The following is a 20,235-nucleotide window of genomic DNA, read 5'->3' as shown; positions in this document are numbered from 1 at the left end:
CCATACATTAAGCCTACTTGACATATATCCGCAATAAAAAGAAGATTCAATCAATATATAACTATGGAGAAACCATGAAAGTTCTTTTTATCGGCGGAACCGGCACTATTTCAAGCGCTATTACAAGAAGGGCGGCGCAGTTGGGGTGGGAAGTCTGGCTTCTTAACCGAGGAAACCGCAAAAATGAGTTTAAGGGACTGGAAATCAAACATATCCCCTGCGATATAAGAACAGAAGAAACCTCCGCTATCCGTGAAAAATTGGAAAAAGCCATAGGCAAGGGAAACAAGTTTGATGTCGCCGCCGATTTCTTCGCCTTTGTTCCCGATCATGTCCAAAAAGACTTTGATATTTTTAACGGACTTTGTAAACAGTACATTTTTATTTCCTCGGCTTCCGTTTACCAAAAACCGCTTTCTTCCTACATTATTACCGAAGGCACTCCCCTTTCAAACCCGTTATGGGGCTATGCAAGAGACAAAATCGCCTGCGAAGAATTCCTTATGCAAAAATACCGCGATTCAGGCTTTCCAATAACCATAGTCCGTCCCAGCCACACTTACGACGAGCGAAGTGTCCCCCTTGGAGTTCATGGACATAAGGGCAGTTGGCAAGTATTAAAAAGAATGTTAGACGGCAAACCCGTCATTATCCACGGCGACGGCACAAGCCTGTGGACACTGACCCACAACAGCGATTTTGCCCGCGCCTTTGTCCGTATCATGGGGAATATCCACGCCATAGGAGAGGCGGTAAATATTACTTCCGAAGAAAGCGTAACATGGAACCAGATTTATCAGATTATCGCCTCTGTATTAAATGTCCAATTAAAAGCCGTGCATGTATCAAGCGAATTTTTGGAAGAATGTTCGCGGGGGCGTTATGATTTTAAAGGGGGTCTTTTAGGCGATAAAGCCAATACTGTTGTTTTTGACAACACCAAACTTAAACGGCTTGTGCCTAGTTTTACATCAAAAACAAGGGCTGACGACGGCATAAAAACAACAATTGAAAACGTTCTTGCCAACAGCGATTTACAGCAGGAAGACCCTGAATTTGACGAATGGTGCGATAAAGTCATCGCCGCCCTTGAAACTGCAAAAAATAACTTTACCAGTTAGAAATAGGTTTTTCGGCGGGGCTGTCGTTATCGCCAGCTTTAGGCAAATTCTTTTTATGTTCCTTCATGGTAACAATAGCGATAAATACAAACATTGCAATAACAAAAACAATGACAAAAATAATGGCAATTGAATTATTTTTTACTTCCTTTGTTTCCGCCGGAGCGCCCACAATCAATGTAGACGGATCTACGGGTACGGTATTGTCAGTAAGTATAATTATCGCACAAATAACCAATGTAATAAACATTACGGCAATAGCGCCAAGGCTTGCCAAACGTATAATTAATGTCGATTTCTTATCAACGGCAAGATAAATCATAGCCGCCAGAATTGCTATAACGATTACTATACCTGCTAAAATCATATTATATTTTCGGTATATTTTGACTTGCCATATAGTATATAATGTGCTATCTTTAGATAAGTCTAAATAATAGCGAGGTATAATATGGCTCATAAAATCAGCGATGCTTGCGTAAGCTGCGGCTCATGCGCTAGCGAATGTCCGTCGGAAGCGATTGCCGAACAAGGCAGTCAATACCAGATTGATCCGGCTAAATGCACAGATTGCGGCGCTTGTGTAAGCGCTTGCCCAACAGAAGCAATTTCAGCAGGCTGAGATTTGTCAAAATCGATAACTGGCAAGGGCGTATCCCTTGCCTTTTTTTTAATATTTTTAAATTTTCCCCTTTTTTGCGATGATTTTCCCGTAATTAAACGGCTTGATCCTAGCGATACCATGTTCAAGCAGTTTATCAACGATGTCGAGGGCAACAGGAGGCGTGTTTTCAACACCCAAAACCGCCTTCCGCCGGAAGAAGTAGCCCAGCATTTGACAATTTATCAATACACAGTCAAGCCGGAGGATAGCATTTTATCCCTTGCCGCAAGGTTAAATCTTCCGTATTCATCTTTAACAAGTTTAAACAGACTTAATAACCCGTCGGCGTTAGTAACGGGAAAACCTCTTCTTTTGCCGTCATGCCCCGGAATTTTTGTTCCGGCAATTTTACAGACCGATTTGGAAAAAATAGCGGGAGCGGCAAGGAAGAACGGCAAAGGTTCTGTCGAGATAAAAATAAAAATTCATGAAAAACAGGAAACTTTTTTATTCTTTCCCGGCGCGGATTTTACCGCAACGGAAAGGGCGTTCTTTCTTAATTCGGGTTTTAGGTTTCCGTTACGGCAGTACCGCGTTACTAGCCGCTATGGTTACAGAGAAGACCCTATAACCGGCAATATTTCGATGCATCAGGGGATAGACCTTGCCGCGCCGGAAGGAACGGAGGTTTTTGCCGTGGCGGACGGAGTCGTAACAGCGACAGGGTCTGACCCTGTATACGGAAATTATATAATTATCAGCCACAGCAACAACTGGAAAAGCCTTTATGGGCATTTATCGTCTATTGATACGGTATTGCGAACAGATGTAAAATCGGGTACGCTTATAGGCAGAGTAGGATCGACAGGTCAGTCCACGGGACCGCATCTTCATTTTGAACTGCGGCAGGACGGAAAGGCGTTTGATCCGGCAGGAAGACTCCGCCCCTGAATATTGGCGGAAAAAACGGATGGTGTATGCCCAAGGTTAAAATATCCCTCGCTATTTTTCTGCTTTTCTCTTTTTATTCCCGTTTACAGGCGGAATCATTTCGCACGCTTGTCAGCGGAAATGTAGAGGTGTCCACAGGGCAAACGGACACTGTAGTTCCCATTGGCATTAACAGCGCTGTTATCATCAACCTTGGTTCGGACGTACGTTTTTTAAAAGGCGTCGAAATTGAAATTTCCGCCCCCCAAAGCTGGCTGCCGTACCGCGGCTCTCTTGTCATGATCATGTACAATAAAATCAATCCCCAAACCGCAGACGGGTTAACCGACATTGACGGCAGCCGTATCGCCTTTGAGCCTCTGCCCTCAAGGTTAAGAATCATCTACCATATCCCTATTCGACAACATCATGGGTTAAGAGCGACTACATCGGTTACCATTCCAACAAATATAATACAACCTACTTCGTTTCCGGTTGTTTTCAGGTTAATGCAGATCTCTAAAGGGCTTCCCGATGATTTTGAAAATATAACCTTCAACTTTACCGCAAGACCCATTTTAAGCGACGAAGGGGCTGTAAGGCTTATCCCACGCTACCCTTCCCAACTTAGAAACAAGCCATTTACAGTCCTTATTGACGATTCTGTTATCCCAAACATATCAGATCAGGTGTTTTTACGCGAAGGCGAGCATCATCTTGTCGTTATTTCTGAAGATTACCGCAACGAAAGCCGCCGTTTTGTCATAGAAAAGGGAAAAGTGATTGATTTAACGATTGAATTACAAGATCCAAGCCCTATTATTATCTTTGAAGCTCCCCAAAATGCCCAAATTTATCTGAATAATAACCTAATTCCCCGCGGTCGCGAGTCTGTAACTGTAAATCCGGGTCAGCACGAGGTTAAATTTCATGTCAGCGACTATACAATAACCAGAACTTTAAATATTCAGCGCGGAAAAACCTACCGCGTGTCCCTGTCTGTAGACCTTAACGTCCAAGAAGAAGACTAGCAAAAATCATAAAAATAAGGTTCATGAAAAACGACCCCTAAACCGATACTTTTAATGTCGGGATTATAGTTCCCCTCCCAAATCACTATAGTTCCGATATGCCTCAAGGGCATGGAGCTGTCCGGAAACACAAATTCGGGCAGCTCTTTTTTTATAGATTAAAACAATTAATAGTTATATAATGCCTCATGCAGGAAAAACAGACTGATAACGAAATTCAAGTCAAATTTAAGCCTATTTACGGTATTCGCCCCGGCGTTTACCTTACTTTTTTATACTCATTTATTTTGCTTCTTATCCTCTTTTTCCTTCTTTTATATCCCGGCATAAAAAATCCAGGGGCGGTTTTAATCGTAAAAACAGAGCCTGACGGCGCGGCTGTCAGGATAGACGGCGTTTACATGGGCATAACAGGCAGTAAAATCCCCATTTCAAAGGGAAACCACTCAATAGAGGCGGTTATGCCCGGTTTTGAAACGCAAAGCGCCATTCATAAAATCCCAGCCCGTTACTTGGGTTCGCTTTTTTTCCCTTTGCGCTACAATGTCGATTTTACACTGAAAACAAAAGACGCGGCGGCGGCTTTTGCCATGTATGCCGCAGATTACGCCGAATGGACATTTGCAGGAGAGCCTACCGCTTCTTGGCAGATACCTATGAGTCTTTCGGAAGGCGCATACCGCGCGGGGAACGTCAAAAGCTCAAATGATGATATGCAACAAATATTACAAGCCTCCGCCAGTTTTGCCGTTACAAGGGCGGCAATGCGAGACCTTATCCGCGCTAAAATACTTTTAGATAACTGCGGCAATGCGCCAGTTTCTACGGCGCTTCTTAATTCAATATCAGACATATTGGCGTTTTTATCTGAAAACTCTGACTCGGCAAAATGGCTTTCTAAGGTACTTCCTCGCGAACAAGCCTCAATTATCGAATCTTCCGACTGGGCTAAAAAACAATCCGCTGTATCGTTAAAAATGAAACCAAACGCGCCAACAGGAAGCCAAAGGCTAGGAGGGGTAAATTTTATAAGGTTTTCATCGGGTTTTTTGATAAGCGAAACCCCTGTATCTCGCTCCTTATTTGAAACATTTCTTAATGAAAACCCGCAGTGGAGAGAGTATCAAACCGATTATTTCCCACAGGAAATTTCAAGTTATCCATGGGAAGTCGATAAAAACATAATTACAGGCGTTACTTGGTACGCGGCGCAGGCGTTTTGCGACTGGATAGCATCGCGCATTTCGCCGTACATAGGCGAAGTAAGGCTTCCTACGGAAGTTGAATGGGCAATCGCCTCTCAAAGCATCGGCAACATGAAAAATGTAGGGTGGGAATGGTGCTACGACCCATACGCTCCCCTTCAATTTACAGCCGTATCAAATCAAGCAAAACAATTTGTCGGTTCCCCTGAACGCTCTCTGCGCGGCAGACAAACGGCAACTTCTGCGGAAACAAGGGCTTCCCTGCCCCCCGATCTGTCATCGCCAATTGTAACATTCCGTATAGCTATTACTCCATCGGAACTAAAGTTAAAAAATTATGAGTGAAGGCGTAAAAATCATCGCGCAGAACCGTAAAGCGCGGCATGATTACTCTGTTGATGAAACTTATGAGTGCGGAATGGAGCTTTTGGGGACAGAAGTAAAATCGTTCCGCGACGGAAAAATCTCTTTTCCCGATTCGTGGGCGGAAGTTATAAACGGCGAAATATGGCTGCGTTCACTGATTGTAGCGGAAAATCCTTTTTCATCAATTTTTAACCATGAACCTGACAGGAAAAAACGCCTTCTTTTGCATAAGGACGAAATAAAAAGAATTCAGCGAAAAGTTGAAGAAAAGGGCTATACGCTAATCCCGCTGTCGTTTTATTTTAAAAAAGGCAGGGTAAAAGTAGAAATTGGGCTATGTAAGGGTAAAAAGGCTTATGATAAGCGCGCGGGAATACGAGAAAAAGACTTAAAACGTGAAATTGCCCGTGAATTCAGGCATGGTGGAACATATAAAAACCTCGGTTAGGTTTTTATATGTTCCTTGAAGAAAATCGTCAATACATTACAAAATAAAGATTTTTTGTAGAGCGATTTTCTTCTTAGGTTATGAAAACATCTAAAAACTGAAGTTTTTAGATGTTTTGGTGTTATCGGGACTTTTTTTCTATAATTTCCATCATTAAAATGAAGGCAAAAACCAATAAACCCGCGCAAAAAGCGGCTATTTTAATATTTTTATCGGAAATATAGTCTGGATACGATGTTGAATATACATTTCCAGCCCTTACAGCGGCGCTTTTTGGGGTTCCAAGCCCTACAATCCGTATAAAACGTTCATCAGACTGACCATAACCCATTTGGCGGGCTTGAACTAGCATGGTATCCTGGTCGTATTGTAAATTAAACCTTGTTCTTTCCAATTCTTCGTTAATAATCCCCAGATCTTTGATGTTTTCACATTGGCGTTCTTTCTCGGCTAACAGATAATTGTATGATGATAAGCCTGAAGGACCGCCCAGAAAGGAAAAAAGCGTGTATACAACTATTGCAGTCCAAACCCCTATGAGGTATTTAAAGACTCTCATAGTTCGATTTACGGAGATTTATTAATTATTCTTAAATTTTCTTCCAAAAACCGCCAGAAACCGCTTTTTCTCAAAAAAAACAGTTATATTCAAAAAGCGGCATTGACAACAACAAGACAAAAGGTTATCCTTAATATGATATAGTCTTTTGAAAACAGGAAAAAGTACCGATAATTGACCATAAGTGTTAATTTAGGGAGCGGTTCATGGCTAGTAATAAAAAACCTTCGATATACTCTGATCGCGCACATATTGGCAGCGCAAAAGATCTGGACGAATACGGCGTATGGGTAAAGAGCGAACCCCAAGTTCTTGATAAAGACGGTTTATCTTCCGGTCTAGATGATCTTGATTTGCCTTCATCAGGGAAATCAACCGACAGCGACGAATCATTAACTTTTGACGACGCGGTATTCGACGTTAGCGGAGCCGCAGGAAGCCCAAAAGCTGAAAAAGTTGAATTCCCCGATGACGATATAGACATTGATCTTGATGACGATCCTTTAACTTCTCAAAAAGATTTATCGGATCTTAGTATACCTAATGACGACAGCCTCGGCGCGAAATCTGGAAGCGAAGATATCGACATAGAAGACACTTCTTTTGATGAATTTGAACTTCCCTCGTCTGGAGATGAAAAAGAAACAAATGATTTCAGCGATGACAGTTTAGCCATTGATGATTTAGACAGCAAAGCGGATAACGATGAATTTGACACTGAAGATTTAAGTATCCCAACTGTAAAATCAATCGAAAACAACCTTGACTCTATTTCCAGCGATTTAGACGCCGCTCAAGACGGCGATGGGAATGTTTCGACTCATCTTCTTAAAAAGATTGCCACAGAGCTTTCATCAATAAGAAGCGAACTTACAGACCTTAAAAAAGAATTTGCCAACATTCGCTCTCTTCCCGCCGAAGAAGGGAAAACCGACGAGGGGGGCGGTTTCTTCTCCGATGACGATGATGAAGCAATTGCGCTTACAGGCGATGAGCTTGACAACATATTAAGCTCCGGCGGAACTACAGAAGAAGGAATACCGGAAACCATTGATAACGAAACAACTAACGAGATAAGCAACGAAATAAATGATGATGATGACGATGAAACAATCGCGCTTACAGGCGATGAACTAGACAATATCCTTAACTCGGCGGATTTTCCCGAAGAATCGGAACCCGAAAAAACACCGGAACATGACTTTGCGGAAGACAAAAACCCCGCCGATAAGCCAGAGCCTTCCAGTGATGATATTGATAATATTGACATAGACATTGATACAAGCAATACGGCAGACGAACAAGCCAAAACCGACGACGCCGATCTTGCTTCTGATGATTTTGCGAACATCTCGTTAGACGAAACAGCCACAGATGATGTTGCTTCAAACGACGCCGCTTCAGACGATGCCGGTCTTGCCGACGATGATTTTGCAGGCATTTCGTTAGACGACGACACAACCGCAGGCGATCTTGCCATGGACGATTTTGCCGACATTTCATCTGATGATAACAAAACATCAGAAGACGAAGCGTCAGCAGATGTTTCGTTAGATGACACTTCCTCTCCTGACATCGCGTCAGATGACCTCGCATCAGATGACCTTGCTTTAGATAACACCGGTCTTGCCGACGATGATTTTGCCGATATTTCGTTAGACGACGACACAACCGCAGGCGACCTTGCTATGGACGATTTTGCCGACATTTCATCTGATAACAAAACATCAGAAAACGAAGCGTCAGCAGATGTTTCGTTAGATGACACTTCTTCTCCTGACCTCGCGTCAGATGACCTCGCGTCAGATGACCTCGCGTCAGATGACCTCGCGTCAGATGACCTTGCGTCAGATGACCTTGCGTCAGATGACATTGCGGCAGATGCCCCTGCTTCAAACGACGCCGGTCTTGCCGACGATGATTTTGCAGGCATTTCGTTAGACGACGACACAGCCGCAGGCGACCTTGCCATAGACGATTTTGCCGACATTTCACAGGAAGATTCAGAAACAATCGCCAAAGCTAAAGATGATGATGAATTGAACAAACTGCGCGAAGAAGGCGCTACACCCATAACAGAAACTCCCGACAACAGCGATTATCTTGAAAATGAATCATTAGATCTGTCAGACGCGGTAATCGACGAACCGGAATTATCAACGGATCTTATTAATGACGAATTAGCGGAACCTTCTTTAGACGGAGAAGATTTTGACATGGATTCTTTTGACGATTTGTCACTTGATTCCGATACAGATACTTTAGACGATTTTTCTTCTATTGGTGATACCGCATCGCAACCGGAAGAAGCTCCTGTACAAAAAGCGTCCGCTCCACAGCCTGCCGCTAAAGCTCCTGCGCCCGCTCAGGAAGAAGTTGCGCCACAACCTGCGCAACAGCCCGCTCCTCAAGCCAGCGCTCCTATAGTTGCAGCAGGAGGAGGCGGAGGCGGCGGACAAGTCGGAGGCAAGTCTCCATTTGTCATTCCTTCAGGTTTAAGATCAGAGCTTAGAAATATTTTAAGTTACATGGATCAACTTCTTGAATCATTACCGGAAGAAAAAATCGAAGAGTTCGCAAAATCAGAATACTTCGATTCCTACAAGAAACTCTTTAAGGATTTGGGGCTGGTATAATCGCCGATTTATCTGAGCTTGGCGCACAACTTCATTCACGTTACAATCCTCAGGCGGAAGCGCAGCGTTATATTGACTCTTTAAATTTAAACAAACAAACGGAATGTTTTATTTTAATTGAGCCGGGCTTAGGTTATTTAATTCCCGTACTACGCGAAAGATTCAAAGAAAGCAAAATATTGGTTCTTCATATTGAAAACTTTGAAGTTAAACCCCTTCAAGACGTACACACGCTAACAAGCCTTGATACCGAAGAAATTTATAAGTTTTTAGAAACTCATATTCAAAATATCAGCGCCGACAGTATCCGCGTAATTGAATGGCGTCCGTCTCTTAATTACTTTAAAGACGCTTATGTAAAAACCCTCTCCGCTGTCGCCGCATTCTTAAAACGCGCGGACGCTGAAAAAAGAACAACAGCCGTCTTTGGAAAAAGATGGATTAAAAACTTTTTTAAAAACATCGGTAATATTAATCATACTCTTTTATACAGGCAAATGGAAATTCCCGTTATTGTTACAGGATCAGGTCCAAGCCTTGAACAAGCCTTGCCTGTTATTCAAAAAGCGCAGGGTAACTGCATTATCATTGCCGCGTCTTCTTCAGTTCTTGCGCTGTCGTCTGCGGGTATAACTGCGGATCTTGTCATTGCGACAGACGGCGGCAGTTGGGCGTTAAAACATATTTACCCTTTTTACCGAGATAAAAAATACTCAAACACTTCCGCTTTTGCCGTAAACCTCTGTGCCGCCCTGCCCTCTCAATGCGCAAACAACGCGCAATTAATCTTAAACGACGGCAGTTTTTGGCAAAACATTGTTCTTCATGAGCTCAATTTGCCTTCTGTAATTATTCCGCAAAGAGGCACGGTAACCGCAACCGCCGTGGAGCTTGCTTTGGTTCTTTCAAGCGGAAACATCTATCTTGCCGGTTTGGATTTTTCAGTTAGCGACATAAGAACCCACGCAAAACCGTACGGTTTTGACAATTTATTTTACAGTAGAGCTAACCGTTTTGTTCCTTTTTATTCGGAAAGTTACTCACGTTCAAGACTGCTTCACGAAGGTGGAAGCATGAACATATACGCTTCATGGTTTAAGGAACAGCTAAATAAATGGTCAAAACGGATATATTCTATAGGCGGCAATAAAATTTTTGAACACGGAGAACCTTCCACGCATAGCAGTATAAAAAAGACTGATGATTTTTTTAAAGCGGTAAAAGTTGAGAACTCAAATGTTTTTTGCCGGAATGGAATACAAGCCTTGCTTAACGCCTTAAAAAATCCAGAATATTCGCAAAATATAAAAAGGGAACTTAATTCTCTGCTTTTTTCAGGCGAAAATGAAGTAACGGAGCAGGAATTGGAAACCGTATTAAAAGAAACTTGTATAAAGGCGCTTACATGAATAATACCCATTATACGTTTTTAACTTCCCGTACAGGTGAAATAGTCCCTGCAATTATTACAAAAGACGGCTCATCTCGCCCATTACACTCTACTATTGACCCAATACGCGAAGCGCAGAGGCTTGTGTCTACCATACCGCAAGATACAGGCTTCGTGATTTTTTTGGGTCTTTGCGGCGGCTTTGCACAACAACTCGCCCTTTCCAATACTAGTGCACAGATTGTTGTAATAGACTTTAACAAAGACGGCATTAAAGAACTTTTATCATCAAAAGACTACACGCCGCTTTTAAGCAACGGACGTTTTAGCCTTTTAACTGATTTTACATTAGATGAAATAAAAAAATATATCCTTGAACACTACAACCCCGCTCTACAGGGCGGTATTAAAGTGCTCCCCATGCGGACAAGAACAGAGCATGATTCAGAAAAGTTTGAGAAAGCCGCCTCTGTTATTCAGGAAGCGATAGACATTGCCGCCTCGGACTTTAGCGTTCAGGCGCATTTTGGGCTTCGCTGGTTTTCCAACATTATACGCAACATAAAAACAGCGGAAACTGCGGATCAATCTTTTTGCGTAAAAAAAACAGATAAAGCAGCAATTGTAGCGGCAGGTCCTTCGCTTGACGGGCAAATAACCGCTCTTGCGGAATATAGCTCTAAAGGCGTTTTTATTATCTGCTCCGATACCGCCCTGCCCGTCCTTTTGCATAACAACATTGAGCCTGACGCTGTAGTTTCTATTGACTGCCAACATATCAGCCACTATCATTTCTTTGGCTGTAACATACGCGAAATTCCGCTGATTTTGGACATCGCAAGGCCGACATGGCTCTCAAGATTTGCAACTTGGCCTGTCTTTTTTTCTATCGGACACCCTCGTGCGTTGTACATATCGCGTTACTGGCGCTCTTTGCCTCTGCTTGATACCTCAGGCGGTAATGTAACTTACGCCTGTCTATCCCTTGCGCAAACGCTCGGAGCAAAACACATAACGCTCTTTGGCGCGGATTTTTCTTATGTCCGCTCTCAAACTTACGCAAGGGGAACATACGTCTACCCTTACTTTAACAGAAGGCAAAATCGCCTCTCCCCTGCGGAAGCGCAAATGTCAACTTTTTTGTATCGTAGTCCTTTTTTGCCAAAAGAAAACGAAAACCAAATTTATCATGAAACATCGTCACTTCGTTTTTACAGAAAAAAATTGGAAGAAAAAGCGGCGGCAATGGACGCGCAAATCAGCGCCTTTAAAGGAGAAGGCGCTCCAATTAACCTGACAAATAAAGTAGCACATAACGCTAACAATAAAAATTACACTTTTGGCGCTACAGAGAACCAAAAAAAAAGCGGTATTGAGTTTCTTGAACAGTACCGTAACGACATAGTCGCTCTGCCCGCAAGCGAATTAAATGAAAAACAAAGACAAATTTTTACAACGCTTCTACCCACAGCCGCCGCCATCAAACACCGTAGCACGAACAATAAAACAGCCGCAGAATTAATTGAAGAGACAAAAAATCATTGTATTAATCAAATAGAAAAAATATTGGAAACACATTAAGAATTTTTTATCAAGAACAACAAGAATTGCGTAACTTCGGTACGCTCACGAATGAAGGAAAAAAAAGATAATTAAATTTGCCTGTATTTTTCTAAAAATTTTCCTAATCTGCGCATGGCATCTGTAAGAGTTGTCTTGTCTGGAAGGAAAACGATACGGAAATGGTCTGGTTCTTTCCAGTTAAAGCCTGTTCCATGCACAAGTAGCAGGCGTTGGTCGTGCAGTAAATCCAGCATAAATTTTTCATCGCTCTTTATATTAAAGCGTTTTATGTCTACTTTTGGAAAACAATAAAGAGCGCCCTTGGGTTTTACCACGGAAAGACCGGGGATTTCGTTGACCATGTTAACCGCCGTGTCCCTCTGCTCTCTTAATCTGCCCCCAGGAAGGATTAAGTCTTTAATACTCTGATAGCCGCCAAGAGCGGTTTGAATGCCGTATTGAGCGGGCATATTGGGGCAAAGACGCATACTTGCAAGCATATCAAGCCCTTCAACATATCCTGCGGCTCGTTTTTTATCGCCGGAAAGAACCATCCAACCGGCGCGGAAACCTGTCGCCCGCCATGCCTTGCTTAATCCGTCAAAACTAACTGTTAAAATATCAGGCGCTATCGTGGAAAATGGAATATGTACAGCGTCATCGTAGGTGATACGGCTGTAGATTTCGTCGGCGTATACGATTAGGTCTTTTTCTCTGGCAATTTGGGCGATTCCTTCCAAAACGGAGCGGTCATAAACCGCGCCTGTCGGGTTATTGGGGTTAATTACTACAATCGCCCTTGTTTTCGGGGTAATTTTGGAGCGAATATCTTCCAAAATGGGATTCCAACCTGCAGATTCATCGCAAAGATAGTGAACAGGATTGCCGCCTGCAAGAGTAACGACTGCCGTCCACAGGGGATAATCGGGTATTGGAATCAAAACTTCGTCGCCTGAATCAAGGAGGGCTTGCATCGACATAGATATTAACTCGCTTACCCCATTCCCAATAAAAATATCATCAATACCTACGTCCATTACTCCCTTGGACTGGAAGTCCTGCATTACGGCTTTACGCGCGGAAAAAAGTCCGCGTGACTCGCCGTACGCTTGAGCGTTTTGCAAATTTACAATCATATCGTGGACAATTTCATCGGGCGTATTTAAGCCAAAAGCGGCGGGACTGCCTATATTGAGTTTAATTATTTTGACCCCTTCTTCTTCTTCCATTCGTCTTGCTTCTTTTGGAACAGGTCCGCGTATGTCGTAACATACATTTTCCAATTTTGTCGATTTTTCTATCTTTTTCATTGGCTTTCTTTCTCCACATTATCATCAGCAACAGGCGGCAAATCAACATAAAGCGGCGGCTCGGCGGGCTTTTCGGTAAAAAGCCATTTTCCGGCTTCATCGATATATTTTTTTATTATGGCAATATGTATTTCCGCGCCCATTTTTTCCGCTTCATTTTTCCAGTTATCAGCGTTATTTATCGCATTTTTCACGCGTTCACGACCATTTTCTGCCGTTTCATGGCATTTTTGGGGAGTTAAAGAATGTTTTTCTATTGAAGTCTGCAAAAAATACGCTGAAAGCCCCGTTATCAAAACATTATCTGAAGAAACAGCCAACGAGGAAAATTCAGACTCCGCCTGTTTAAAGTCGCTGCCTAAAAGCTGTGAAAAACCGTAGAACCAAAGAACCCATTGTTTATCTTTTTTCTTGCATTTTCCAATATACGAGTTAAAAAAAGTAGCAGCTTCTTTATAACCGCCGCTTAAAACTCTTGCGGAGCCGAAAATCAGTATATTTTTGCCAATTACAGACGGTTTGGCTAAAACAGCCTTACTTTCCAGCTTTAAAACCGACGGAAAGTCCGAAATTACCAGATAAGAACTGGCTAAAAGCCTTACATTTCGGTTGGAATATCTGTGTTTTACATAGATTTTTTTCTCTAAATAATACGCTAAAGCGGGCCAATCCTCTCTTTCTAACAGCGAAAAAAGCCGATAATTAAAGAAGAAAAATATGCTCATGCAGATAAGGAGAATAGCCATGAACAATAGAAGCGGTAAAGTAATGTATCGGAAAGTTACCGCACTTCCATGTCCGGAGAATAGTAAAGGTAATAACGCTGTAATTAAAACGATAATTATGATTAATACGCTAAAAGCGATTATCAAATATTTGAATTTCAATGAAAATTCTCCTAATAATAGATATAATAAAAGAAAGAGCATGTTACGTCAACAATGCCGGGTTTGTTATTTATTCCAGGGGGTAGAATGAACGATTTTACTGTAAAAGATATAAAACCCAACTGTTATTTCTCAAAACCGGTTTATCTTGATAAAGCGTTTGTGCTTACCGCGCCGGAAACTCCTTTTTCTGATGAGTTATTAAAATTACTGGATAAATGGAGTTTTAAAACTGTATACAGCGAAGGTGAAAGCAGCAATGAATACGTCAGAAGCGGAGAAGCCGGCACTTATATTCCAGAAGCAGGAACAGGAACGGGAGCCGGAACAGGAGTAGGAATAGGAACAGTAGCGGGAGTTTCTCAGCAAACAGATTTTGACAAGTTAAAAAAAGCTGAGGAATTTTATTCAAGTTTTCTTTTCTATGTGGAAAATATGTTTGTTAAAGCGTCTGTATCCGACGAGTTGGACGAAAAAGTAGTAACTGAAAAAATTAAGGAAATAGCCGAGTACATAAAAGAAGATCGTCGTTTTTTAATGAGGATTTTAAAAAATATTGAACCTGCGGAAGGGAAAAATTATCTTGCCACACATTCGGTGCGAACAACCATACTTTCTATGATAATAGGCACATACCTTAAACTGCCAACCTACCGCTTAATAGAGCTTGGAGTAGCCGCTTTAATGCATGAAGCGGGAATGTTAAAATTACCGTCGAATATTTATTTAAGCCAGAGGGCGCTTAATCCTGTTGAGCAAAAAGCTATTTTAACACACCCTGTTCTTGGTTACGGTATGCTTAAGTCTTTTAACTTTCCGCTTCCAGTTTGTTTAGCGGCGCTTGAACACCATGAACGTGAAAATGGAACAGGTTATCCGCGAAAATTGTTTAAAGAAAAAATCAGCCTGTATTCAAAAATAATAGCCGTTACCTGCTCATACGAGGCGTTAAGTTCCAAGAGACCGCACAAAGAAGCCAAAGACGGCTATACGGGAATGTTAGAATTGTTAAAAAACGAAGGTAAACAATACGACGATACGATAGTAAAAGCGCTTGTTCTGTGTCTGTCTATTTACCCAATCGGTCTTTATGTGCTTTTATCTAACGGAAAAAAAGGTCAGGTTGTAGACGTAAACCCCGAAAATCCGCGTTTCCCAATTGTACAGGTTTTTGACGAATTCACTCCCGACGGAAAAATAAAAACGGTACAAACCGCTCCTGATGTACTGACAATTGTTCGTCCGCTTAAACGCATGGAGATCAACAATTAGTTATGGATTCTCATTTATTTATCTCTATATTAATCACGTTTGCACTGATTATTTTAAGCGGAGTTTTTTCTCTTTTTGATTCGGCTTTAAGTTTATGCAGAAAAACACGTTTAGAAAAAGAAGAGGCAAAGAAATACAAGGCTGTTCTAAAAACATTGGAAGCTCCGCATAAGTTATCGCTTTCCTGCCGTTTATGGGGCAATATATTTAAAGTTTTTGCCGTATTTCCCGCAATAGCGGTTTTATCATTTTTGATCGCTATGTTTAAACATTCAGTAAATTTTACTTTTCTTCCTTTTTTTATTGCTTTATATATAATCATTTTAGGCGTAATTATCACACTACTGGGAGACAACCTTCCAAAATTATTGTCAAACGCAAAACCTGAAAAAATAGCCGCTCTTCTTTTACCTGCCATGAAGTTTTTTTCTTTTTTTATGATACCTTTTATACTTCCTGCAATAAAATTTAATTCGTTTTTTAATTCAAAAATCCGTTCTGAAATTGACGACAGCAACATTACAGAAGCTGAGCTCCAAGATGAATTGCGCAACACTCTTATAGAAGGCGAAAAATCAGGCGTTGTAGAAAGCGGGGAACGCGACATGGTAGAGGGCGTTTTTTATCTTGGGGATCGTCCCGTGCGAGCTTTTATGACCCACCGCTCTGAAATTCAATTATTGGATATTAATTCCCCTTATGACGAAATCCGCGCTAAAGCGGTTGAATATCGAGAACAGAGATGTTTCCCTGTTGTAAACGCAAGCCCGGACGAGATTGTAGGCGCGGTTTACACGGAAGACATTATAATTGATCACGCGTTAAAGACGCCTTTTGGGTTACGCGCAATAATGAAAAAAGCGCAATTTATTCCCGAAACAATGCCGGCTATAAAAGCGTTTAGCTCTTTTAAGCAGGGGCAATCAAACTTTTTATTTGTAATGGACGAATACGGCGGGCTTGCCGGACTTCTTTCCATTACATCGTTAGTTGAAGAAATAGTCGGAGAGCTTTCAATTTCCGCCGTAAGTGAAGAACCGCTCATTAAACAGGAAGACGGCAGTTTCTTGGCGGACGGCACGCTTAATATTGACGATGCGGCAAAAGCGCTGGAACTTACCGGTTTTGAAGAGGAAAAAGATTTTCACACACTTGCGGGACTTATTCTGCATATCGCAGGAGAGCTCCCGCGTATTGGCGACAGTTTTAATTATCAGGGATACAAATTTAAAGTTTTAGATAAAGACGGCAATAGAATAGATAAGATATTAATTACTAAATTGCCCGTTCAAGAATGATAACCGAAACAAATTAACCGAACCACACGAACATCACAAACTCATTCTCCGAAATCTTGTCGTTGTTCATGTTTGTTCCTGTAGTTCACGGGAAAATATTTTCTTAATTCCTAAAACTGTGAATCGGAGCGGGAATGCGTCCGCCACGGTTGATAAAGGCGTCGCTCTTTGCGTTGTTAACAGCCATTATTGGAGAGCCGCCTAAAAGACCGCCGAACTCCGCCCACTCTCCTGCTTTTTTGCCAGGGACGGGAATTACACGCACGGCGGTTGTTTTGTTATTCACCATGCCGATTGCCATTTCATCGGCGATAATTGCGGCGATTGTAGCGGGTGTTGTGTCGCCGGGAAGGGGAATCATGTCCAATCCTACTGAGCAGACGCATGTCATCGCTTCAAGTTTATCAAGGGAGATTGTTCCGTTTTTTACAGCAGCCACCATGCCTTCGTCCTCGGAGACTGGAATAAACGCGCCGGAAAAGCCGCCTACATGGGTAGATGCCATTACGCCGCCCTTTTTTACCATGTCGGTTAACATCGCAAGCGCCGCAGTTGTGCCGTGAGTTCCGGCGGCTTCAAGCCCCATTTCTTCAAGTATTCTGGCTACAGAGTCGCCTACAGCCGGAGTCGGCGCTAGGGAGAGATCTAAAATGCCAAAGGGGACTCCTATGCGGTTAGCGGCTTCCATTCCTACAAGCTGCCCCATGCGAGTTATCTTAAAAGCTGTTTTTTTGATAGTGTCAGCTAATGCGTCAAAAGTCATCTCACGGCAGTTTTCAATGGCGGCTTTTATTACGCCCGGTCCCGATACTCCCACGTTAAGAACGCTTTCAGCTTCCCCTACTCCGTGAAACGCTCCCGCCATAAATGGGTTATCTTCGGGAGCGTTGCAAAAGACAACCAGTTTAGCGCAACCTATTCCGTCTTTGTCGGCGGTAGCTTCCGCCGTTTTTTTAATTATTTCGCCCATTAAACGCACAGCGTCCATGTTAATGCCGCTTTTTGTCGCCGCCACATTGACAGAAGCGCAAACTTGAGCAGTTTGCGAAAGAGCGTCAGGCAGGGAGCGGATAAGTTTTTCATCGCCTGAGGAAATCCCTTTTTGAACAAGAGCGGAAAAACCGCCGATAAAATCAACGCCTAATTCTTTCGCTACGGAGTCCAGAGTTTTGGCAAAAGGCGTATAGTCCTTTTCTTCGCAAGAAGCGGCGACAAGGGCTATCGGAGTAACAGATATGCGTTTGTTTATAATTGGAATGCCGTATTCGGTCTCAATATCACAGCCTGTTTTTACGAGCGAACCTGCGACGCGTAAAAGTTTTTCGCGTATTTTTTTGCGTGTCGCTTCTCCTGTAGAGCCTATGCAATCCAAAAGAGAGACACCTAGCGTTATTGCGCGTATGTCCAGCTTGTAACGCATGAACATATCAACAGTTTCTTTAATTTCAAACGGCGTAAATAACATAATATCCCTTATTTTTTTTACCACGAACCACACGAACACGGAGCGAACCCAAGAAAATATCTCTTGGTTCGCATTGGTTCGTGTGGTTCGTGGTTATATTCTTCATCTATATCCTGTGCATAGTAGAAAAAACTTTTTCGTGCATCAAGCTGATACTTACATTGAGCGTATCCCCTAACGTAGCAAGTTCTTTTTTTATTTCTTCAAGCGCTTTTGAACAGGAGCCTAGGCTTACCATCATCATCATTACAAAGTTGCCGCTTAAAACTGTCTGCGATATGTCTTCAATATTGATGCCTCGTTCAGCCAAAAAAGCGGATACCTTAGCTATTATTCCAACCTTATCGGTTCCTACAACTGTAATTATTGCGTTCATAAACTTCTTAATATCCTTTCCGCTTCGGCTTTTCCCGAATAATTGGGGTTGCGGCTTACCAAATCCTGCAAATAACGTTTAGCGTCGGCAGTCTGCCCAAGCGATACGCATGTCATTCCAAGCTCGTACATAGCGTCCCAGTTATCTGGTGTTAAACGTAATACAGCTTGGTAAGAGTTCTGAGCTTTTTGAAGATCGCCTGCTCCTGTGTAGGCGCGGGCAAGATTAAGACGCACTATAGGATCATTCTGTTTTACATTTAAAGCCCGCTCATAATGATTAATACTGGAAGACCAATTTTCCTGTTTAGCGTAAACCGCGCCCAAATTGTTATTTACTTCAAAGTTAGACGGTTCGGCTGAATACGCTTCGTTAAGCCATGAAATAGCCTCGGAAGTATTTCCATTGGCAAGAAAAAGATTGCCAAGGTTAATTCTGGGGCGCGCGTACTTTGTGTCTAAAGACGCCGCTTTTTTGTACGCCGCAATAGCCTGATCTGACGCTCCTATTGCCTCGCACGCAAGCCCCAATGTGTATACATAAACTGCGTTGTTAGGGCTTGAGTCTACAGCCATTTTTGCAAAACTAAGCGCTTCGTTATTCTTTTTTAATTCCAATTTTACTACAGCCATATTGTAATTTGTCTGCGGATCAGAAGCGTTTATTTTTATCGCCCTTGCAAAAACATTTTCCGCTTCTGTAAAATTTCTTGCCTGACTGTGAGCGGCGGCTAATTCGCATATTGTATTAAAATCATTTTGATTCGATTGTAACGCGCTAGTAAAAGATTTTATCGCGCCCTGCGTATCGCCCTTTGCCAAAAGAAGCCTGCCAATTTCGCGGTGCGCGGCTGAATAATCGGCTTTTACGGCTACAGCCTGCCTGTACGCCGCTAGAGCGTCATCGGGGCGATTCAATGCGCGCAATGTTCCGCCAAGATTGTACCATGAAGGTTCATACCCAGGATTTATTTTTGTAGCCGTCTGGAAATTGTCTCTGGCTTCGGAATAACGTTTCGCCATAAATAACACTCTTCCCAAATCGTGGAAGTACATGGCGTTTGTAGAATCAAGACGCGCCGCTTCTCTGAATTCGCTTATTGCTTTTTCATTCTGGTTAACATCGCGCGCAATACGCCCCACAACATAATGCGGCAAAGCCTGAGACGAATCCAGCGATATAGCTTCGTTTGCCAACTGCGACGCGTTGTTAGTCGCTTCTTTTCCATTAGCGGAATTTGAATTTTTTGAACCATAATCATAATATGCGTCTGCTATTTCAGATAACTTTTGAGCGTCAAAACGAGACTCTCCGGGCGGAAGCATTTTTTTAGCTTCGTTAAATAATTGCACCGCGCCTGAATAGTTATCTGAAGCAAGCCTTGCCTTGCCGTCAGCGACAAGATTATTTACCTTCCGCATAAGCTCTTGCATTTCACGGCTTGTCTTAGCCAGTTCTTCATCTTGCGCTTTTTTACGCGCCGCTTCCGCTTCTGCGGCGGCTCTGCGCGCGGCGGCGGCTTCAGCTTCCGCCGCTGACTTTGAATTTGCGGTAGAATCGGCGCTTGCGTTTACGTTTACCCTCTGCATATTGGAAACCATTGCGGCGTTTTGCCGTTGTTGTTCCTCAAGAAATCTACGCTGCGCTTCGATTAAGGCTTCCGTTCCGTTGCTGTTATTGCGATCCATACTAAGTATGGCGCTTTGAAGCGCAAGAGCTTCTTCATCGTCAGGGTTGTCGATTAAAAGACCGTCAAGAAGATTTAACGCTCTGT

18 protein-coding genes are annotated in these 20,235 nt (G+C 42.6%); 11 read left to right on the top strand and 7 right to left on the bottom strand.

Annotated features, from left to right (window positions below; translation table 11 throughout):
• Positions 1-74 precede the first annotated feature (74 nt).
• Positions 75-1,121, top strand: a complete 1,047-nt coding sequence (locus tag ACYVTD_RS00920) for an SDR family oxidoreductase (RefSeq protein ID WP_461245898.1) — start codon at positions 75-77, stop codon at positions 1,119-1,121.
• Here the strand turns inward: ACYVTD_RS00920 and ACYVTD_RS00915 are convergent.
• A complete protein-coding gene (locus ACYVTD_RS00915; RefSeq protein WP_461245897.1) occupies positions 1,111-1,488 on the bottom strand; it encodes a hypothetical protein in 378 nt (125 codons plus the stop codon). The genes ACYVTD_RS00920 and ACYVTD_RS00915 overlap by 11 nt on opposite strands.
• 84 nt (positions 1,489-1,572) lie before the next feature.
• Here ACYVTD_RS00915 and ACYVTD_RS00910 point away from each other — a divergent pair, with 84 nt between their 5' ends.
• The 5 genes from ACYVTD_RS00910 (at position 1,573) to smpB (ending at position 5,705) form a co-directional block, all read left to right on the top strand.
• Positions 1,573-1,743, top strand: a complete 171-nt coding sequence (locus ACYVTD_RS00910) for a DUF362 domain-containing protein (RefSeq protein ID WP_461245896.1) — start codon at positions 1,573-1,575, stop codon at positions 1,741-1,743.
• Positions 1,744-1,746: 3 nt separating this feature from the next.
• Positions 1,747-2,676 (top strand): LysM peptidoglycan-binding domain-containing M23 family metallopeptidase, encoded by a 930-nt coding sequence (locus tag ACYVTD_RS00905; protein ID WP_461245895.1) that lies wholly within the window; start codon positions 1,747-1,749, stop codon positions 2,674-2,676.
• A 26-nt stretch (positions 2,677-2,702) separates the two neighbouring features.
• Positions 2,703-3,686, top strand: coding sequence for a hypothetical protein (locus ACYVTD_RS00900; RefSeq protein WP_461245894.1), 984 nt, complete (start codon positions 2,703-2,705; stop codon positions 3,684-3,686).
• Positions 3,687-3,874: 188 nt separating this feature from the next.
• A complete protein-coding gene (locus ACYVTD_RS00895) occupies positions 3,875-5,236 on the top strand; it encodes an SUMF1/EgtB/PvdO family nonheme iron enzyme (RefSeq protein WP_461245893.1) in 1,362 nt (453 codons plus the stop codon).
• Positions 5,229-5,705 (top strand): SsrA-binding protein SmpB, encoded by a 477-nt coding sequence (gene smpB / locus ACYVTD_RS00890; RefSeq protein ID WP_461245892.1) that lies wholly within the window; start codon positions 5,229-5,231, stop codon positions 5,703-5,705. Before ACYVTD_RS00895 ends, smpB begins: the two co-directional genes overlap by 8 nt.
• Positions 5,706-5,826: 121 nt before the next feature.
• On the opposite strand, the gene ACYVTD_RS00885 is transcribed toward smpB, so the two are convergent.
• Positions 5,827-6,264: an FtsB family cell division protein gene (locus ACYVTD_RS00885; RefSeq protein ID WP_461245891.1), complete on the bottom strand. Its 438-nt coding sequence runs from the start codon at positions 6,262-6,264 to the stop codon at positions 5,827-5,829.
• Between the two features lie 206 nt (positions 6,265-6,470).
• On the opposite strand from ACYVTD_RS00885, the gene ACYVTD_RS00880 reads away from it, so the two are divergent.
• The 3 genes from ACYVTD_RS00880 (at position 6,471) to ACYVTD_RS00870 (ending at position 11,871) form a co-directional block, all read left to right on the top strand.
• Positions 6,471-8,900: a hypothetical protein gene (locus ACYVTD_RS00880; protein ID WP_461245890.1), complete on the top strand. Its 2,430-nt coding sequence runs from the start codon at positions 6,471-6,473 to the stop codon at positions 8,898-8,900.
• A 179-nt stretch (positions 8,901-9,079) separates the two neighbouring features.
• Complete coding sequence (locus ACYVTD_RS00875) at positions 9,080-10,309, top strand: 6-hydroxymethylpterin diphosphokinase MptE-like protein (protein WP_461245889.1); 1,230 nt, start codon at positions 9,080-9,082, stop codon at positions 10,307-10,309.
• Positions 10,306-11,871: a 6-hydroxymethylpterin diphosphokinase MptE-like protein gene (locus ACYVTD_RS00870; protein WP_461245888.1), complete on the top strand. Its 1,566-nt coding sequence runs from the start codon at positions 10,306-10,308 to the stop codon at positions 11,869-11,871. Before ACYVTD_RS00875 ends, ACYVTD_RS00870 begins: the two co-directional genes overlap by 4 nt.
• A 71-nt stretch (positions 11,872-11,942) precedes the next feature.
• Here the strand turns inward: ACYVTD_RS00870 and ACYVTD_RS00865 are convergent, their stop codons facing one another.
• Positions 11,943-13,163 carry a pyridoxal phosphate-dependent aminotransferase gene (locus tag ACYVTD_RS00865; RefSeq protein WP_461245887.1) on the bottom strand — a complete coding sequence of 407 codons (1,221 nt, stop codon included), beginning with the start codon at positions 13,161-13,163 and terminating at the stop codon, positions 11,943-11,945.
• The gene (locus tag ACYVTD_RS00860; protein WP_461245886.1) at positions 13,160-14,050 is read right to left on the bottom strand and encodes a hypothetical protein; all 891 of its coding nucleotides are present in this window, start codon (positions 14,048-14,050) and stop codon (positions 13,160-13,162) included. The genes ACYVTD_RS00865 and ACYVTD_RS00860 overlap by 4 nt, the downstream gene beginning before the upstream one ends.
• An 87-nt stretch (positions 14,051-14,137) precedes the next feature.
• On the opposite strand from ACYVTD_RS00860, the gene ACYVTD_RS00855 reads away from it, so the two are divergent.
• Both ACYVTD_RS00855 and ACYVTD_RS00850 read left to right on the top strand, forming a co-directional pair.
• Positions 14,138-15,322 carry an HD-GYP domain-containing protein gene (locus ACYVTD_RS00855; protein ID WP_461245885.1) on the top strand — a complete coding sequence of 395 codons (1,185 nt, stop codon included), beginning with the start codon at positions 14,138-14,140 and terminating at the stop codon, positions 15,320-15,322.
• Between the two features lie 2 nt (positions 15,323-15,324).
• Positions 15,325-16,620, top strand: coding sequence for a hemolysin family protein (locus ACYVTD_RS00850; protein WP_461245884.1), 1,296 nt, complete (start codon positions 15,325-15,327; stop codon positions 16,618-16,620).
• A 103-nt stretch (positions 16,621-16,723) separates the two neighbouring features.
• Here the strand turns inward: ACYVTD_RS00850 and ACYVTD_RS00845 are convergent, their stop codons facing one another.
• The 3 genes from ACYVTD_RS00845 to ACYVTD_RS00835 form a co-directional block, all read right to left on the bottom strand.
• Positions 16,724-18,085 (bottom strand): DUF711 family protein, encoded by a 1,362-nt coding sequence (locus tag ACYVTD_RS00845; RefSeq protein ID WP_461245933.1) that lies wholly within the window; start codon positions 18,083-18,085, stop codon positions 16,724-16,726.
• A gap of 106 nt (positions 18,086-18,191) precedes the next feature.
• Entirely contained in the window at positions 18,192-18,461 is a 270-nt protein-coding gene (locus tag ACYVTD_RS00840; RefSeq protein WP_461245883.1) for an ACT domain-containing protein, read from the bottom strand.
• Positions 18,458-20,235, bottom strand: a 1,778-nt coding sequence (locus tag ACYVTD_RS00835) for a tetratricopeptide repeat protein (protein WP_461245882.1), incomplete at its 5' end; no start/stop codon positions are given. The genes ACYVTD_RS00840 and ACYVTD_RS00835, both read right to left, overlap by 4 nt.

The organism is Treponema sp. R6D11 (assembly GCF_054786075.1).
This window is presented reverse-complemented; position numbering and strand designations above follow the sequence as displayed.

Bases quoted from the DNA above. Each gene is read 5' to 3' on its own strand.
- ACYVTD_RS00920 (WP_461245898.1), top strand. From the start codon at position 75: ATGAAAGTTCTTTTTATCGGCGGAACCGGCACTATTTCAAGCGCTATT.
- ACYVTD_RS00915 (WP_461245897.1), bottom strand. From the start codon at position 1,488: ATGATTTTAGCAGGTATAGTAATCGTTATAGCAATTCTGGCGGCTATG.
- ACYVTD_RS00910 (WP_461245896.1), top strand. From the start codon at position 1,573: ATGGCTCATAAAATCAGCGATGCTTGCGTAAGCTGCGGCTCATGCGCT.
- ACYVTD_RS00900 (WP_461245894.1), top strand. From the start codon at position 2,703: ATGCCCAAGGTTAAAATATCCCTCGCTATTTTTCTGCTTTTCTCTTTT.
- ACYVTD_RS00895 (WP_461245893.1), top strand. From the start codon at position 3,875: ATGCAGGAAAAACAGACTGATAACGAAATTCAAGTCAAATTTAAGCCT.
- smpB (WP_461245892.1), top strand. From the start codon at position 5,229: ATGAGTGAAGGCGTAAAAATCATCGCGCAGAACCGTAAAGCGCGGCAT.
- ACYVTD_RS00885 (WP_461245891.1), bottom strand. From the start codon at position 6,264: ATGAGAGTCTTTAAATACCTCATAGGGGTTTGGACTGCAATAGTTGTA.
- ACYVTD_RS00880 (WP_461245890.1), top strand. From the start codon at position 6,471: ATGGCTAGTAATAAAAAACCTTCGATATACTCTGATCGCGCACATATT.
- ACYVTD_RS00870 (WP_461245888.1), top strand. From the start codon at position 10,306: ATGAATAATACCCATTATACGTTTTTAACTTCCCGTACAGGTGAAATA.
- ACYVTD_RS00865 (WP_461245887.1), bottom strand. From the start codon at position 13,163: ATGAAAAAGATAGAAAAATCGACAAAATTGGAAAATGTATGTTACGAC.
- ACYVTD_RS00855 (WP_461245885.1), top strand. From the start codon at position 14,138: ATGAACGATTTTACTGTAAAAGATATAAAACCCAACTGTTATTTCTCA.
- ACYVTD_RS00850 (WP_461245884.1), top strand. From the start codon at position 15,325: ATGGATTCTCATTTATTTATCTCTATATTAATCACGTTTGCACTGATT.
- ACYVTD_RS00845 (WP_461245933.1), bottom strand. From the start codon at position 18,085: ATGTTATTTACGCCGTTTGAAATTAAAGAAACTGTTGATATGTTCATG.
- ACYVTD_RS00840 (WP_461245883.1), bottom strand. From the start codon at position 18,461: ATGAACGCAATAATTACAGTTGTAGGAACCGATAAGGTTGGAATAATA.